Origin of the sequence: Bacteroides sp. Marseille-P8574, assembly GCF_902825465.1 — a bacterium.
Classification (GTDB): domain Bacteria; phylum Bacteroidota; class Bacteroidia; order Bacteroidales; family Bacteroidaceae; genus Bacteroides; species Bacteroides uniformis.
In genome coordinates this window covers 873,266-890,704 of record NZ_CADEBE010000001.1, presented here as the reverse complement: position 1 = coordinate 890,704, position 17,439 = coordinate 873,266, and the positions used below count along the sequence as shown (strand labels likewise).

The following is a 17,439-nucleotide window of genomic DNA, read 5'->3' as shown; positions in this document are numbered from 1 at the left end:
CGGCTATGAATAAAGCGTTTGTGAGGACAAATGAGGACAAAGGCATAAAACGAGGTAACGCAAAAAAAAGTAAATTTATGAAGTAGAAAGGTTGCTAAATCATTACCCCGTGAAAGGTGGTTTTTGATACTCCGTGCTGAATTTTTCTCCGTATGGCTTCGGTTGGTTTACAAGGCATAACTCATTGATACTTAATTTTAAACTTAAAAAACGAGTATGGCAAGAAGTACATTCAAAGTGCTGTTCTACGTGAACGGCAACAAGGAGAAAAACGATATTGTCCGCATCATAGGACGGGTAACGATTAACGGGATTGTGACGCAGTTCAGCTATAAGTAGAGTATCCCGAAAACGCTTTGGGACGTGAAAGGGAACAGGGCGAAAGGCAAGAGTGCGGAAGTACGTGATATCAACCTTGCCCTTGACAACATCAAGGCTCAAATCATCAAGCACTACCTGCGTATATTCGACCGTGAAGCGTTCGTGACGGCTGAAATGGTGAGCAATGCTTATCAGGGTATCGGCAGTGAGTATGAGACACTGCTCAAAGCGTCCGGACGTGAGAACGAAGTATTCAAGAAGCGTGTCGGAAAAGACAGGGTAATGGCAACCACCGTTCACGGGTGGTGGCAAGAAACCATGTGGCAGCGTTCATCAAGTCTTTTTACAGACGGACGGATATGTTCATGCTGGAGATTAAGCCCGACTTCATCAAGGGGTTTGCAGCCTACCTATCAACGAAAGCGGGACTTCACAACGGGACGATATGGGAAAAATGCATGTGGCTGAAAGGCGTTGTCATGTGTGTGCACTTTAACGGACTAATACCGAAAAAAACGTTTGCCCAATTCCACATCAGCCCTAATGTGACGGAACGTGAGTTCCTGACGGAAGATGAACTGAAAACGTTGATGACGCACGAGTTGGGGATGTCCAACTGTTCTATATTCGTGACATTTTTGTTTTCGCCAGCTTCACTGCCCTCTCTTTCGTGGACATCAAGGAACTAACCAATAGCAACATCGTAGAAGTGAATGGTGAGAAGTGGATATTGTCCAAACGGTACAAGACAAAAGTGCCGTTCCAAGTGAAACTGTTGGATACTCCTTTGCAGATTATCGAGCGTTACCGACCCTGTCAGGAAGACAATCTCATATTCCCTAATCTCAACTACTGGTCTATCTGCAAATCTCTGAAAAAGGGGATGAAAGAGTGCGGATAACAAAGGATATTTCATTTCAGTATTAAAACTATTAAACGGGCGTAATTTAATTCGACAGAAAATCCGGCTTCTGACAGCCATTTTTTCACTTCATTCCGAGAGTTTGCAGTTTGACTGCCATAAACAGCAATATTTCAGCATGGGGACATAGTTTGCGGATATTATCCACACTTTGTGCTGTTCCGCTTCCTCCATGTGTACAGAATGGGAGTATCTTTTTCCCGGACAAATCATAACCGGACAGGAAACTTTTTACAGGAGAAGACAGAAGACCACCCCAAATAGGACTACCGATAATCAATGTATCATAATCATCCATATTCTCTACTTTTGTACGCAGAGCTGGAAGAATATGATTGTCTCTTTCATTTTTGAAACGGTCAACCACTTCATTATATTCATCAGAATAGGGTTCTTCCGGTTCAATCTCCACCATGTCGCATCCAATAAGTTCATGGATAATGTTGGCTACAGTTTGCGTATGTCCGCTCCATGAGAAATAGACTATCAATGTTTTCCCCGGCTCTGAGTGAGGCAACGAATCTATCTTATCTTCAACAGCCGGAGTGTTGCTGCACGAAAGGAAGGTTAAGAGCAGCATTGCCAATAAGCACTTCAGTTTCATAACTATTTTTATTTAGGTTTTGGGGTTATCCTCTGTTAATTTCTATCTGTCCAGCTGTTTCTCATACAGCCACTTCGACAGCAGGTCAGCTACTTCCACATTGTTCAAATCCGACATCGGGAAGTGCGTATTCCCATGCAGACCGACATCGGGCAGATGAATGACCGTCACGTCACCGCCCAGCTTATTGAGCATTTCGGCCCACTTGCGCATGAGATGCAGACGGCGTGTCCATTCGTAAAGTTCCGGATGTTCGTCTGTTTCGGGCAGGTTATCCCCATAGTAAATGATGATGGGAATTTCCATGTATCTCTTGAAAACTGCCATAGGGACTTCTATTCCTTCTGTTTTTTTAGACCGTGTCAAGACTTTGCCTTCTTCGGGAACTTGACCGGTTGGGAAGGGTACACTTCCACCGGGTTCGTATGCTACAATGGCTTTGATGTTCTTCGTTTTGAGCAAAGTAAACCAACCCACCGGACCGCCTTGTGAATGAGTGACAAATATGGCCGGACCGATTTTGTCAAAAAGAGCAGCATAGGCATCGGAATAGACATCGAAGTCCAAAGGTCCGATGGTCGGCGTCATCTGCCGGAAGTACTGGTTTAAGGCTTCCCGGTCGCGACTGAACTGTACACCCTCGAAATAATCAGGATAGATTCCCACACGGAAACGGTTGAACCATTCTTCTTCATCGAATACCGGTTCCAGTGTGACAGCTTCCGTACTCCGTCCGGCATTTCCCCGGCGAGGCTGGTCGACAAGATAGGTGGAGAAACCTTTGCGAAGAAATATATTCTGAAACCCTTCGCGTCCGTCAGGAGTGGTCTCCCATGTTTTGGAAAACTGGCCGACACCATGTGCAAAAACAAGCGGATATTTCCGTGCATCAACCGGTTTCTGATAAAATACATAAGCATGGTCGCCGTGGTATTTGTGTCCCAATGAATCGGTCAGTACGGTGCCACCTACGGCAAAACTGCCTTGTTCCTCTATTTGCAGAATATTCCCTTTGTAACAATTACAGCCCGACAGTAAAGCGATGAACGTCATGTAAAATATCTGTTTCTTCATACACGGATTATTTTGGGATTTTAGACTCCTGCAAGGCATCGTAGCGGCTACCCACCACAGGAATGGCAGCTACGGCTGTTTCCAGTTCTTCTATCTCTTCTGCCGTGAAACGGATGTCGCAGGCACGAAGGTTCTCTTCCAGATGAGAGAGTTTGGTGGTGCCCGGAATAGGCACGATAAAAGGCTTCTTGTTCATCAGCCAGGCCAAAGCTATCTGTGCCGGGGTAATGCCTCTTGTACGGCCGAAAGCGTTAAGAACTTCCACAATACGATAGTTGGCGCGTATGGCTTCGGGCTGGAAGCGTGGCAAGGTCTGCCGGTTGTCGTTGGTAACATCAAACTTGGTATATTCATTGATCATACCGCCCAAAAAACCACGGTTCAGCGGACTGTATGGAACGAAACCGATGCCCAAATCCTCGCACAGCTCCAACACTCCGTTCGTCTCTACCATGCGGTGCATCAAGTGATATTCGCTTTGGATTGCCGTAACCGGACATATCTTGTGCGCACGGCGGATGGTATCAACGTTTACTTCACACATGCCCCAATGCAGGATTTTACCTTCCTTGATGAGTTTGCTGCATGTTTCAGCCACCGCTTCAATCGGTGTGTTCGGGTCTATGCGGTGCTGGTAGAACATGCCCAATGTTTCAACTCCGAGATTGCGCAACGAGTTTTCACAAACCCGGCGGATGTTGGCCGGAGTGCTGTCCTCTTCGGTTTTAATCTGCACACCGTTTACAAACTTATGTCCGAACTTCGATGACACAAATACCCGGTCGGTATATCCTTTCAAGGCTTCGCCGACCAATTTTTCATTGATGTGGTAGCCGTAGCTTTCGGCTGTATCGAAAAGGGTCACCCCACGTTCAACAGCTTCATGCACCAGGGCGATTTCTTTTTCCCTGCTCGGGTACTGGCTGCGGTTATGGTTCAAGCCCATACAGCCATATCCCATTGCAGAAACAGTGAATGCCGTATTTCCGTGTCCCAATGTTCGCCGAGTGCGCACCGCCGCCATGCCTGCAGGGATGTTGTTTGCAACTTGTTGTTTCCCCATCCATACCCGTTCTGCTGCCGTTACCTTGTTCAAGGTAGGCCCGACACACATGGCAGCTCCTGTCAATGCCGCCATTTTAAGGAATCTCCGGCGGCTCATATCCTTGTCTTTATCCATATTTGATAGTCTTTAAATTATTTCTGTTGCAAAGTTAACGTGACAGAATTGATAAACTTTTTTTGATATATATCATCTAAGCTGAATGATGTATTATCCTGTATTCCAAGCGATATTTATAGGCAACTATCTTTCAAAATCGTATATATTCAGTCCTAAATCCGGATTATATGTGCGACTTATCCGCTCGCTATAATCTTCCACCACGAACTCCCCTGCACCATTCTGTATTGCGGAAAGTAGATGTCCGGCTAAAGCGGAATAGTCGCTCCTGCCGACGGTTATATGCAAATGAAGATATACCTGCTCATTCATAGATGATATATTCCCTGTAAGGTTGGATATTTCCATTTGCTCCCGGAATGTCTTATCATCATATGCTTTTGTCTTGGGATTGAAGAAACGGAGGGTCAGCTCTCCGATAGCACCAATCCCGTTGATAGAACCCGACAGAATTCCTTTCTCCTTGCAGAAAGCATTCAGGGCTTTCACAATTTCAGTATGATTGTTAATGCTGACAATATACTTGTTGCCAATTTTCTTGTACGAATACATATTCTTTTCGTTTTGTGCGTTTGCCGGAGCAATCAGTACCCCGACAAACAGCAAGATAAACAATAATTTCTTTATAAAATGCCCCATCAGTACACTTATGACTGTCTCTGTTTTGATTAATCTTACCATAATAGATAAAATTATCCCACATCAGTGCTTTCCACTTTTGTTTTTAATCTGCACACCGTTTACGAACGTTACCTTGTTCAAAGTTGGCTCTTCCTTCTTATTTTCCATATTCTTCCATTATATCACGCGGAATTTCCCATAAAACACTGTTTTCTACAGCATCCATCATAAGATGTGTTGGCTCTCGGTTAAAATAGCTGTCAATACACCAGACAACATCTTTTTCACATGCTAAATGTTCTATCACATCCTTATCATGCTTTAGGTAGTGCTGTCTAATAAATCCCTTTTCTATATAAAATAGGCAATTACAGATATCACCTTCATTTAGAATTATATCACCTTTTTGATATTTCTTAGGCTGAATAATATCTGCAAAAAGGCGAATATTCTCCAACTTAAGTTTGCGATTAGGGCATGTTTCAGCTATAATCTGTTTTGCAATGTCAAATTGAATACTCATAGGCTAAAGTTATTTATATCCAACATTTTGTTTCAATTTTGGGTTCAAGTCTATACTTTTTTGTGGAATAGGAAAAACTGTGGTATACCCATTTTTCTCATCAGCCAGTTGGACTCGCTGATCGTATGATTTGTGATAAACTCCAAAACGCACCATATCTTGTCGTCGCCAGCCTTCCCATACTAACTCCAACAAACGCTCTTTCAATATGTTCTCAAGCGTAGCTTCTCGATATGGCATACCAACACGACCTCGGACTTCGTTCAACTCCAACGAGCCATCCTCACCATTACGTACCTTTGCCTCGGACTTCATCAGGAGAGCATCGGCATAGCGGAATAGCACGATGTCGTTATCCGGTTGTCTACCGTCGGAATGTGAGGTCCTATCAACCTCATATTTTGCCATACGAGCACCAGCTGTCTTGACATAGGAGCTTCCCGTAAGATTCAACTTTAGCTCCAATGGGAAATACTCCAACTGCTGTCCATTGTCCATCATTACAGGCTTTCCATCAACCTCTACGATGCCGGCATAGAAGTTCTTTTCAAAGCGAGCATCTACATCATCTGTGCCGTATCCGTTGGCTAAGACTGTTGAGATATTGGCACTGGTACCATTTTCCGATGAGCCACCCAACGCACCGCCATGGTTGTAGTGTCGTGATCGGAAGAGATACCAGAACTGCGCAGCATAGAGGTTCTTATCCAACGGAATGGTGAATATGTTTTCGTTGGAGTTCTCGTTATGCACAGAGAAATTATAGCTATAATCGTCCTCCAACCGATAACCTACCTCGGCAAGTTTATTGCAATATTTGATACAGGTCTGCCAAGCGTTGAGTTTCTCACCATCGACGGTGAAAAATATCTCTTTACCGTTCCGTGGAACGCCATCAGTCCAATTATCATCACAATATATCTCGGCATTAAGAGCCAACTTAGCCAAAAGGAAATTAGCTACAGGTGTTGTTATACGACCATAGTAGTTACCCATCTTATTACTACGCTCATTTGGCAACAACTCGGCAACCTCCTGCAACTCATTCACGATAAAACGGAAAACCTCGCTACGCTCGCTCTGCACAACTTCATCCTGCGGTTGTTCATAGGATGTTACGATGGGCACTCTGCCATACATATCCATAATGTAGTAGTAGAAAAGTGCTCTCAGAGCTCGCACCTCAGCTTCGTAGGCCACTCTCTGCTCCTCAGATAGGTTATGGCTATACTTATCGATGATATGCAGAGATTTGTTCGATAACACAACAACCTTGTAGAGGTATTTCCAAGTATTGTAGAGTGGTAAATCATTAGGACTCCACTTATGCTGATACATATTCGTCCACAAACCTCCATCGTACCAGTCGCCACCACGAATAGGTATCATGGCTTCGTCTGTAGTAAGTGTGTTATAGTCATAAATCCCACGACAGGTCCCCTGTAAACCCTCACTGTCTGCACTGCCACCAATGTAATTGTAGAGCACAGCCACTGCATTAATATATATGTTGTTGGCATTGTTGTAAATGTCTTCTTCATAAAGTTGATCTCTAGGGTCTTCAGTAAGACAAGAGGTCATCATCGTTGCCAAAGCAACCATCAATATGTTTATATATCTTTTCATAACTGTAAGCGGTTAGAATTGAATACTAAGACCTAACGAATAGGTACGATATAAAGGATAGGTGCGTTTGTCGTCAATGCCCAAAGTGTTGCTTACTACATAACTGTTTATCATTGGAGTAAGACCGCTATAGCCTGTGATTGTTGCAAGGTTGCTAATGCCTGCCGAAAGACGCAATGACTTCACAGCCTTGGATTTCATTGGAATATTGTAGCCTATGGTAATATGTTCAATATTTACATAGTCACCTTTTTCCAACCAATAGTCTGAAACATTCTGATCAATAATATTTTTTTCAGGAGCACCCTTCAATACATTGTAGTCAGGGAATATAGACATATTGGTATAAGCCAAGCCCGTGCCATTGAATATCTTATGACCGAAAGCACCATTTATCTGCATGGCAATATCAAAGGACTTGTAACGGAAACTGATGTTTGATCCAATAGTTACCTTGGGGGTTGCCTGACCTGCTATATACCTGTCTCCGCCATCGCTAAAATCAATCTCGCCATCATCATTCAAATCTTCAATATCGTAACTGTAGCCACCAAGTTCATTTTCTTTAAGCCCTTTGCAGTGAGGTAGATAGAATACCCCCAATGGCTGACCTACAATCTGATATACTACATTATTGTCTCCACCGTTCTGACCTGCACCATAAAGCGAGCCAATCGGAGTAATATCTGAAGCTGTCATATGCATACCATTATACTCTCCACTAAGCGAAAGTAACTTATTCTTCTGGTAGGACATATTGAAGTTGATATTCATCTCCATATCCTTTCGTTGAATGGGAACTACCGAGATTCCTAGTTCGACACCCTGGTTAGACATCGAGCCGATATTTGCCATCAGTTTATCGAACGCAAAGGTCGGAACGGGAACATCATACTCATAGAGCATATCCGTTGTCTTTGAGTAATATAATTCCGAGGTAAGCATCAACCGATTATCCCATATACCTAAGTCAAAACCGATATTAAATGTTGAACGAGTCTCCCACTTAAGGTCCGGATTCGTGTTGCGTATACTTCCCATTGTTACGGTAGGTGCACCGTTGATGGATACGATACCATTCTCCTTTACGGTATTAAGTGTTGTATAGGATGTTATACCTCCAAGATTTCCTGACCGACCATATCCGGTTCTTAGTTTCAACATTGTTATAAAGTCAGTATCAGAGAGGAAGCCTTCTTTTTTTACATCCCAACCCAGTGATACTGATGGGAAGAATCCGAAAGTATTGTTATCGCTTACCATTGAAGAGCCATCTCCACGGAGTGCTGCCGCAATAGAATATCTATCCTTGTAACTATATGTGACACTACCCATTATTGAAGCAAGTGACGGGTCTTCATAGCTACTGCTCGTACCACCGAAAGGACGCGATGATGTTGCTCCGATGTTATTATAGGAGAAATCATTTGTTGTTATTCCTTTTGCCTGCACCCATAAACCAGTCCTTACCTGTTTAAGATATTCTGCGCCAACAACAGCATCAAGGTGTGAGTCTCCCCAAGCATTGTTATATGAGAGGGACACATTTGTAAAGTAGTCTTCACCCTTGAACTCTCCACGATAAACATTGCCTTGCGCCCACACCCATGTAGGACAAAATTGAGCATTTCCCGTAGATGAATATGAATAAGAGCCGAAAGCCGACAATATCAAATTGTCAAGGATATTAAATTTCAGCCCCAAATGTGTATTGAAATTCCGTTCTTCGGAGTCATTTTTCTCATAGAGGAGTGCTCCGGGGTGGTTGATGTGTGATGCAGCCGAGTTCTTCACCCAGTTGCCATTAACATCAGTTCCTGCTGGATATGTAGGATTCTGTGCAGCTGCCGAGTAAAACAGTATTCGTGTATCGAAAATGTCGTGTATCTTTGACGAGTAGCCATATACACCAAAATCGCCAACTAAGCGACCATCGAAAGCCTTTTGTGTAGCATCAAGTTTTACCACTAAATTTCGGTAATCGTTAACTTTGACAATTGTATTATGATCCATAAAACCGAACGATGCTCGATAGTTTGAGTTTTCCGAACCACCGCTAAAAGCCAAGTGATGCTGATGTATCAAGCCCGTACGAGTAATTACATCGTGAAAATTGGTGTTGTAGCCACCATTATTGTAATCTAATCCAAGTGCCTCTGCTGTAGCTATATACTCCGGGCCGTTGAGCATTTGCAGATGTTTATACATTGACTCGAATCCGTAGTTGCCATCATATGATATTTCGAAACCTCGCCCCGTTCCTTTCTTGGTCTTAATCTCAATTACACCTGAAGCACCACGGGAACCGTACATTGCCGTTTCGGTAGCATTCTTCAAAATAGTGAAACTCTCGATGTCTGCGGGATATATGGTAGATAGCGTAGCGATGTCAGATGTCACTCCGTCAATAATTACTAACGGGTCATTGCCACCCATAATGGATGTGGTACCACGCACACGGATACTATTCAGCATAGCGAGCCTGTCAGTCCCATTAGTGGTGACGTTCACACCGGCAGACTGACCACTCAATACATCCAAAGCATTATTCAATGGTCCCTTCTTGATATTCTCGGGCCTGATATGCTCTAATGATTTAGTCGCCGAAATGGTATCTTGTTTCTCTCTGATATTCTGTACTTGTGCATCAATTTTTTGAGCACTACAGATGAAGAACATTATGACAAGACAAAGACTGACTCTTCCCATCTTGATTCGTTAAATCTCTGTAGATTCCCCAGACCAGACAGTTAATAAATCTTATACGCAATGTATTATAAAGAGGGGGATTGGGAATCTGTACTATTTCCCTGCCTGTCCGTCCGCTTAGCCATTGTATATTTTTTTTTGTTATTTCATATCAGTGATGCTGATAATCCAAACAAGAACAGAGTAAACATCTACCTCTTTTATACATAAATCCTTTCCAAGGACTTTATAAGCGCAACCATTAACTACATTACATTACAAATGTAACAATAATTTGTCATTTGAAGAAATTTAGAAAAAAGAAAAAGTCATTATGCGTGATATTTTTTATTTAATTACGACATTTATCAAATACAAAAAATCATAGAAGGACAAAAATCTTTAAATGATTTGATTATAAACAAACTTTAAATAGTTAAATTGCAATAATACTATACCATGGTTGTTCTTTACCTTAATGTAATACTACTGTTATATATCTGGTCATTTATCTCCTTTTGTCGGATGCAAAGGTTGCCAAACCTCTTTTAGAAAACGAAAAGTTCAAGCGGTAAACCATTTGGAGCAGTTTCGTCCTCCGTTGGAGAGTAAACAGCTCCAAAACCTTTTCTTATTCATCGGCTTGGCTGAAAACTGCATCCGGCAACGGAGATAAACGACTGACGAAATAATAGCATAAAACAGCATAGCCCCCCCTTAATAAGGCAATTTTATCAATGCTGTTTTCATTCTTTTCAGAGGACTATTATTTTCGACAGAGAGAAATTTGGCAAGCGGCAGATTTCACTCCCTCAAAAATAATAGATTTGAATTGCTGTCCTCTTGCCTTTATTGGAAATTGTAGTACCTTTGTAGTGGCTTGTGCGAACGAGCCAAGCAATGTGGAAAGATGGGAACATCGAACCATCAATAAAGTACCGAAAAGAGGGAAAATACCCTCTACCACCGCTCTTTGAGTGTTAAGAAATAATAAAAAGGTTAAATCTTCACCTTTTAGAATGTACCCCTAAAGGTTATGCCCATATTTCTGACTTATAACTCACAAAATATTGAGTAATAACTGGTTGCAAATACTATAATCTTTAAATTGTTTCTGTTGCAAAGTTACCCTCCTGCGTATTCGCTTTGCTGTATCATAATCACGGATAGCATTACCATTTTCATCTGAATTACCGCAAAGCATACCAGAAGAATTCCGAAATTTTTTCGAACGGTATCTTATCCATCCGGTCATACAAGTCTACATGATTGGCTCCGGGAACGATATACAGTTCTTTCGGTTCGCTGGCTTCTTGATAGGCATCCTCACTGAAATAGCGCGAATGTGCATGCTCGCCTGCAATGAATAGCACGGGGCGTGGTGAAATCTCTTTAATCATGGCAAACGGATAGAAGTTCATCAATGCCGCCTGACTGGTAAAGCGTATACCTTGATAGCGCGGATGATAGCCACGCAAGGGGTTGCGATAGTAATCGAAAAACTCCTTCTGCACGGCATTGGCATTTCCCAGCAGTTTCTCCGGTGTGCCAAAGCGGATACGTGCTTCTCCCGTTTCTGCTTCCTTCCAACGTTGTTCGGCAACTTCATCCAACAGTTTGCGTCTTTGTTCATCCGTCATCGAATCCCCCAAACCGTTACGGGTGGCACGCCCCATATCATACATGCTCACGGTTGCCAATGCCTTGATGCGGGGGTCGAGAGAAGCCGCACAGACAGAGAACCCGCCGCTTCCGCAGATGCCAATCACACCGATACGGTTGCGGTCAATAAACGGTTGTAGTCCGAGCCAGTCTACAGAAGCACTGAAGTCTTCCACCAATGCGTCGGGCGATACCGTGTGACGCGGTTCTCCTCCACTTTCGCCTTGATAGGAAGCATCAAAAGCCAGAGTCACGTAGCCTCGCCGTGCCATTTCCTGTGCATAGAGTCCGCTACACTGTTCTTTCACAGCCCCGAACGGGTGTCCGATGATGAGGGCTGCATAGTGTTGCGCTTCATTGAAATCCTTCGGGAGGTACATTTCGGCGCAAAGCATGATATCATACCTGTTTTTATAAAAGACCTTACGGACAGTAATTGTCGGATCTGTTTGAAAAGTCTTTGCCGGTTCATCGGATTCAGAAAGCACCATTCCGTTCCGACAGCGTGCCGCCATGATAAGTACTTCGTCTATCTGAGCCTGTGTCACGCCGTTGTGCTTGGCATGGGCAATGTGAGTATTCAACTCATTCTTCACGCCGTCCAACACCGACAAGGCAGCCACAGTAGACAGTTCACGGGTACGCCAGTCGAGATTGTCACGGCTGAATATGTCACCGAACAGATGAGCTTTCAGAAATTGGTCCAATGCCGGAGCAAATGTCAGCACTTCTCCTAGTGCCGGACGACCGAACAGTTTCAGCTGGTTTTGTCCACCGACAACAAACATATCCGAACTCTTTACCGGAGAAGGCTCCCGTCCGGCTTCATCCTTTATGCCTTGTGCTGCACGCTCTTTGGTGAGATTCATCAGCGTAACCAATGCACCCATGCTGCGTGGAAAGCCGCAATAGGCATAGAGCTGGGTAAGTACTTCTTTTTCTTCGCTCACGGTCAGCCCACAGTCAAGTCCTCTGGCAAGGATCACTTTGAGGCTGTCCTGATTGCCACGTGCGGCATACATACTGATGGCGGCAATACTTTGTTCTTTCTTGCTTAACATATTGTTCTTGTTTTGTGCCTGCGTATAAACGATACAGCATATCAGGCAGGCGATGGTTGTAATTAACTTGTTCATATTGCTTTCTGTTTAGTGATGAATTTATAAGAACTTGACAAACGCCGGTCTTTCCAGTCGGATATTTTTTCCCGTATTCTTCAGTAACCCCGTATTTCGGTTTCTTTCGAATATCTGTATGCAGTTGGCATCCCTGCAAACCACTGCCAAATAGCAACCATCCGGAGAGATGGCAAAACTTCGCGGATAAAGACCTGTTGGCTGAAATCCTATTTGAACCAATGTTCCTTTTTGGGAATCAATGGAATAAACAATTATGCCATCTTCTTTCAAGTGCTTGGAAGCATAGAGGAATTTGCCATCGGATGAAACATGGATATCTGCATTTCCCTCTGCAACGAAAGGGTCGCAGACAATTGTTTGTAAACGTTCCAACTTGCCTTCATTATAGGAGAATACAGTTATTTTACCCGAGAGTTCACTGATGAGATAAGCAAATCTGCCATTCGGGTGAAAACATATATGTCGAGGTCCTGAGCCGGAATCCATCTGTATGCGGACTACTCTTGATTCATCCAACAGAGAATGAGCCTTACCTGCTTCCGGTCGTTTGCCTATCGGAAACAGATAGATACAATCTGTTCCCAAATCGGTAGCAAGAAGGAATTTGCCATCAGGTGTAAAGGTCACGCAATGCAGATGCGATTGTTCCTGCCTTTTTTTATTCGGCCCATTTCCAGCAAAACGAATTATTTTTGTATCACGTTGCAACTTTCCTTTCTTATCCTGTGAGAATACCGTGATGCTGCCACCCTTATAATTTGCTGTCAGAACAAAGTATTCCTTTGGACTGAGAGTAATATAAATAGGAAGTTCACCGTCTGTAGATTGCGAGTTAAGCAGAGACAGCAGACCACTTTCCTTATCAAAAAGCAAAGCATTGGCAGTCGAACTTTTCCCTTCATCATCGCCTATGGCATAAATTCGATTACCAGTGCTATCAGATGTAAGGAAAGCAGGATTTGAAATCCCTCTCAGCCCACACGGATAGTCGACATCGGCAGTTTGTCCGTCAAACCGGTACATTCTGACACCTTCTTCGTCTGACTTCATATAACATCCTACCAACAGAAATTTTGCATAAGTTCCCTTATCCGGGACATCTTCGGTTGACCGCGCTTGAATCGTAGTGAAGCTAAGCCATAAGATTAACATGACAAATAAAGCTTTTGGTTTCATCTTATTTACCTTTTTGGTTTCACTTGCAAAATTACAGCATTCACATACTGAAGATTAGACCTCAATCACTGATAAAATTACCACTTTCATCGGGCTTGGACCGGGTTAAATGTTATCTGTGAAAATGGTAAGACAGTCTGTGATTAGGGTTATATGTTCGTTGATTGAATGAACTAACTTTGTCGTCATGGAATAAAATAAATAAGGGATAGAAAAGAAACAGCTGTTCCTCAGACAGCAATGTCAATATAAATACTTATTTTTGTAAAAAACAAAAGGATGGTTATGGGAGATATAACAAGAATAGATACAGTTCAGCAGTACTGCGACCTTTTCGAAGTCGAAGCTCTGCACCCGTTGGTCAGCGTTGTGAATTGTTACGAGGTGCAGCCCATCAGACACTCAAAGAAACTGTACAACATTTATGCTGTGTTGCTGAAAGATACTGACTGCGGTACGATGAATTATGGACGGAGCCTCTATGACTATGAAAAAGGCTCCATGCTGTTTATCGCTCCGGGGCAGGTAATGGGTTCTGACGATGATGGCAGTCTGCACCAGCCGGCCGGATGGGCCCTGATGTTCCATCCCGAACTATTGCGCGGTACTTCCCTTGCACATATAATAAAAGAGTATTCTTATTTCTCATATAATGCCAACGAAGCACTGCACCTGTCAGAACAGGAGCGCAAAGTAGTCATTGAATGTATAAACAATGTAGCAGAAGAATTGAGGCATCCTATTGACAAGCACAGCCGTTCTTTGATTATTGATACCATGAAGCTTCTCTTTGACCGCTGCATCCGCTTTTATGACCGCCAGTTCATTACAAGGGAAAATGCCAACAACGATTTGTTGGCGCGTTTTGAATTGTTGCTCAATAATTACTATCATTCTGCCTTGCCAACGAGTAAAGGTATTCCGACGGTACAGTATTGCGCTGACCAACTGTGTCTTTCCACCAATTATTTCAGTGACCTGGTAAAAAAGGAAACCGGTATGTCAGCAATCAAGCATATCCAGCAAAAAATTATGGATATAGCCAAAGAGCGCATCATGAACACGCAAAAAAGTATCAGTCAAATCTCAGATGAAATGGGTTTCCAATACCCGCAACATTTCACACGTTGGTTCAAGAAGATGGAAGGTTGCACACCGAACGAATATCGCAATGAAATTATAAAACAAGCGATAAACTAACTGGTCTTATCATCATTTATTCGTAGAGTCTCTTACAAATAATACTCTGGATATAACCAACAAAGCAATTAATGAACAACTTTGAAATCTTGAACCGATAAACAAAAAAGTTTGATGATCTCCTGCATACACTTTTCCCATCGGATGAACAGCTGTTGTCCGGTCTTTTTCCTGCGGTAAGTCAGGATTCCGTTCGCAATGTCTCCCTTTTTCAGATAAGCCATGTCCACAAAGGACATCCCCCGTGTGTAAAAGCAGAACAGGAACATGTCACGTGCGAAATCAAGGTGGGGTTTCAGGGACAAGTCCAGTCTTTTGATACGCCTGATATCATTTAAATGAATGGCCCGTTTCAAGGTCTTTTCCACACCTGTATAAACAGACTTGAACAGGTTCCGCTGTCCGGTCAGTCCGTTCTCCACCGCACGGTTGTAGACCGCTTTCAGAATGCGCATGTAGAACGAGATTGTATTGGGTGAGTTCCCCCTGTTTTTCAGATAAGCCTCGTATTCCATGAGCAAGTCAGAGCTAAGTTCGCCAAACAGTATATCGCTACCTTTCATAAAACTGCTGAAACTTTTGAGCGCGGCTGTATAGGTTTCAGAGGTCCGTATCTTTCCCAAACGTTTCAGCCTTACTATCTGTTGCCGGATATAGTCGTTAAACGAAGGTTCTTGTCCGCTGTCATGGAAACGTATGACGATATCATCCGCTGTAAACGGACCGGATTGGCTTAATGTCCTGATAGCCTTTTCCAGTCGGATTTTGTCCCGTCTTATCCGTTCCCCTACCGATAGAAGATAATTGTCCCGTTCCATCCCTGCAGGATGTTGACAGGGAATGACCGCTTCGGAACGTTGGTCCCATTCCGAAGCGAAAAGTTTGTATCCGGTACTGATCTGCCTGACCACACGGTTATGAATCACCTGATAATACAGTGCGCCCTCCCTGCCTTCCGCGGACGAGGACCTGAATTTGGTTCTGATTGTTGCCATAGTGCAGTCATTTTGAATTGGGATTGTCCAGTTGCTTCCTGATTTCCTGTGCCTCCCTGAACAGCCGGTGCGCCAGACTGTCCTTGTAGGCTGCCATTTCATGGTTACGGATGCGGTTCCTGACCGAGTCCTCAAAAGCGGTCACCAGCCTTTCCACACGCCGGATCTTTTCCTCGTCCCGCTTGATGGTGAAATGCTTCTCAAGGAAGGCGATGTCGGGATCATCCCCCGGCAGGCAGATCCTGATGGCTCGGTATTTCAAATCGGCATCTTTCAAAAGCCGGTTCGTGCGGTACTGGTTGCAGTTGGTCCAGACGGAAATGATCAGTGCCAGGATCAGTGCTGAAGCTGTCGTTACCACTGCCTTGGATGCGCTTTCCAGACGGTAGGTCACCAGTCTGCGCTCCGGTTCCTTTTTCAGCAGGACCATTCTCTCATCCAGCCTTTACAGCTTGGCAGTCTTGACTCAGGCAGTATCTAATCTTTTCCATCTCCCCGGCAAACGTTTCGGCAGACAACGGCCAGCCTTCCGACAACCGGACGGTATGGTTACGTACCGCTGCTATTTCCAAGCCGTTTTTCTCCACCGCGGATTGCAGGCGTTCCAGACGGATTTTCAGTTCCGCAATCCCTTCCGGGGAACTGGTCCGGTTTCCAACTGCGGGGCTTGTGCCTTCCACGGGCAGCGTCTCCACTTTCTTCTCGATCCTTTCAAGGCATCCGTAGATGCCTTCCAGATAATTTTCCTCTTTCATCTTTCAAAGTTTTTTGTTATACATATGGTTCACAAACTCCTTCCTTTCCTGCGCTTCTTCTTTCTCCGCAGGCGTTCCGCCTCTTTCTCGTCCTCCGTCGGTGCCACCGACGGCATGAACACGCCACCCGTACCGGTGACTTCGACCAGGTTATCAATAACAGAACCATGACTTTGTTCATGGTACGGTTGCTTTTGGGAAACGTCATTTTCCAGGGACGTGACATGGTTATGGTCCAATGCCGCATCCAGCCTTGACCAGCTGAAACTGCGGTCAATCCCACTTCCCTTGAATGACAGACCGTTCTTTATAAAGCGGATGCCCTGCACTTCATTAGTGTTTTCCTTGTACTTGAATTCCATTTCCACGCCCATTTTTAAGAGCTTATTTTGAAATTCTTTCCATGTATCTGCACTCCTCAAAGCTTCCTTGACCGCACGGTATATTTCGTATTTCACCTTTTCGGAAGCATGCAGCTTTTCCGTTTTAACGGACTGTTTGCCTTCGGAATAGGTGAGCGAATACTTGTCCTTAAGCATTTTTGTCACTTTCTCGTTGCGCTTGAAATCGTTGCTGTCGGAAATCACCTTCCCGTCGAAGTTCACCCGGTTGAAGACGATGTGGCAGTGCGGGTTGTCCGTCCCGTGATGCCTCACCACGATGACCTGCGTGTTCCGTATCCCCATCAGCTCCAGGTATTCCTCCGCCAGCCTTGCCATGAACGCGTCGGTCAGCCTCGGTGCGTCCTCCGGCTTGAAGCTGAGCGCAATGTGCCCCACCGGTTTCGCCACGTCCGGATTCAGCAGGCATTGCCACCGGAAACTGCGTGCCGTCTCCTCCACCGTTCCCAGCAGCACGCCTTCCGAGGCGATGATTTTTGCGTCGTCCTTCTGCGTCACGTAGCGTATGCAGCCGCTGAACGAGCGGCCTTTCCTGATCTTCCCTATCAT

The 17,439-nt window shown here is 44.2% G+C and carries 12 protein-coding genes and 2 pseudogenes; 2 read left to right on the top strand and 12 right to left on the bottom strand.

The window, feature by feature from the left end:
* Positions 1 to 216: 216 nt before the first annotated feature.
* A pseudogene (locus tag HUX74_RS03840) lies at positions 217 to 1,239 on the top strand (site-specific integrase); the annotation flags it as partial.
* A 68-nt stretch (positions 1,240 to 1,307) separates the two neighbouring features.
* Here HUX74_RS03840 and HUX74_RS03835 read toward each other — a convergent pair.
* The 9 genes from HUX74_RS03835 to HUX74_RS03795 all read right to left on the bottom strand — a co-directional run bounded on the left by HUX74_RS03835 (position 1,308) and on the right by HUX74_RS03795 (position 13,539).
* Positions 1,308 to 1,847 carry a flavodoxin gene (locus HUX74_RS03835; RefSeq protein WP_004295290.1) on the bottom strand — a complete coding sequence of 180 codons (540 nt, stop codon included), beginning with the start codon at positions 1,845 to 1,847 and terminating at the stop codon, positions 1,308 to 1,310.
* 42 nt (positions 1,848 to 1,889) lie between these two features.
* Positions 1,890 to 2,921, bottom strand: coding sequence for an alpha/beta fold hydrolase (locus tag HUX74_RS03830; protein WP_005641952.1), 1,032 nt, complete (start codon positions 2,919 to 2,921; stop codon positions 1,890 to 1,892).
* 7 nt (positions 2,922 to 2,928) lie between these two features.
* Positions 2,929 to 4,101, bottom strand: a complete 1,173-nt coding sequence (locus HUX74_RS03825) for an aldo/keto reductase (protein WP_004295292.1) — start codon at positions 4,099 to 4,101, stop codon at positions 2,929 to 2,931.
* Between the two features lie 126 nt (positions 4,102 to 4,227).
* Positions 4,228 to 4,785, bottom strand: coding sequence for a PPC domain-containing DNA-binding protein (locus HUX74_RS03820; protein ID WP_005641953.1), 558 nt, complete (start codon positions 4,783 to 4,785; stop codon positions 4,228 to 4,230).
* Positions 4,786 to 4,882: 97 nt separating this feature from the next.
* Positions 4,883 to 5,248 (bottom strand): Crp/Fnr family transcriptional regulator, encoded by a 366-nt coding sequence (locus tag HUX74_RS03815; protein ID WP_016270714.1) that lies wholly within the window; start codon positions 5,246 to 5,248, stop codon positions 4,883 to 4,885.
* A 9-nt stretch (positions 5,249 to 5,257) separates the two neighbouring features.
* A complete protein-coding gene (locus HUX74_RS03810) occupies positions 5,258 to 6,874 on the bottom strand; it encodes a RagB/SusD family nutrient uptake outer membrane protein (RefSeq protein ID WP_005641955.1) in 1,617 nt (538 codons plus the stop codon).
* Positions 6,875 to 6,886: 12 nt separating this feature from the next.
* Positions 6,887 to 9,583, bottom strand: a complete 2,697-nt coding sequence (locus HUX74_RS03805) for a SusC/RagA family TonB-linked outer membrane protein (RefSeq protein ID WP_016270713.1) — start codon at positions 9,581 to 9,583, stop codon at positions 6,887 to 6,889.
* Between the two features lie 1,169 nt (positions 9,584 to 10,752).
* The gene (locus tag HUX74_RS03800) at positions 10,753 to 12,360 is read right to left on the bottom strand and encodes a carboxymuconolactone decarboxylase family protein (RefSeq protein WP_008765338.1); all 1,608 of its coding nucleotides are present in this window, start codon (positions 12,358 to 12,360) and stop codon (positions 10,753 to 10,755) included.
* A gap of 24 nt (positions 12,361 to 12,384) precedes the next feature.
* A complete protein-coding gene (locus HUX74_RS03795) occupies positions 12,385 to 13,539 on the bottom strand; it encodes a lactonase family protein (protein WP_016270711.1) in 1,155 nt (384 codons plus the stop codon).
* A gap of 279 nt (positions 13,540 to 13,818) precedes the next feature.
* Here HUX74_RS03795 and HUX74_RS03790 point away from each other — a divergent pair, with 279 nt between their 5' ends.
* Positions 13,819 to 14,739, top strand: coding sequence for an AraC family transcriptional regulator (locus tag HUX74_RS03790; protein WP_128576956.1), 921 nt, complete (start codon positions 13,819 to 13,821; stop codon positions 14,737 to 14,739).
* Positions 14,740 to 14,807: 68 nt separating this feature from the next.
* On the opposite strand, the gene HUX74_RS03785 is transcribed toward HUX74_RS03790, so the two are convergent.
* The 3 genes and pseudogenes from HUX74_RS03785 to HUX74_RS03775 all read right to left on the bottom strand — a co-directional run bounded on the left by HUX74_RS03785 (position 14,808) and on the right by HUX74_RS03775 (position 17,439).
* Positions 14,808 to 15,734, bottom strand: coding sequence for a site-specific integrase (locus HUX74_RS03785; protein ID WP_005641960.1), 927 nt, complete (start codon positions 15,732 to 15,734; stop codon positions 14,808 to 14,810).
* 7 nt (positions 15,735 to 15,741) lie between these two features.
* Positions 15,742 to 16,489: pseudogene (locus HUX74_RS03780) on the bottom strand (hypothetical protein).
* A 29-nt stretch (positions 16,490 to 16,518) separates the two neighbouring features.
* Complete coding sequence (locus HUX74_RS03775) at positions 16,519 to 17,439, bottom strand: relaxase/mobilization nuclease domain-containing protein (protein WP_174646238.1); 921 nt, start codon at positions 17,437 to 17,439, stop codon at positions 16,519 to 16,521.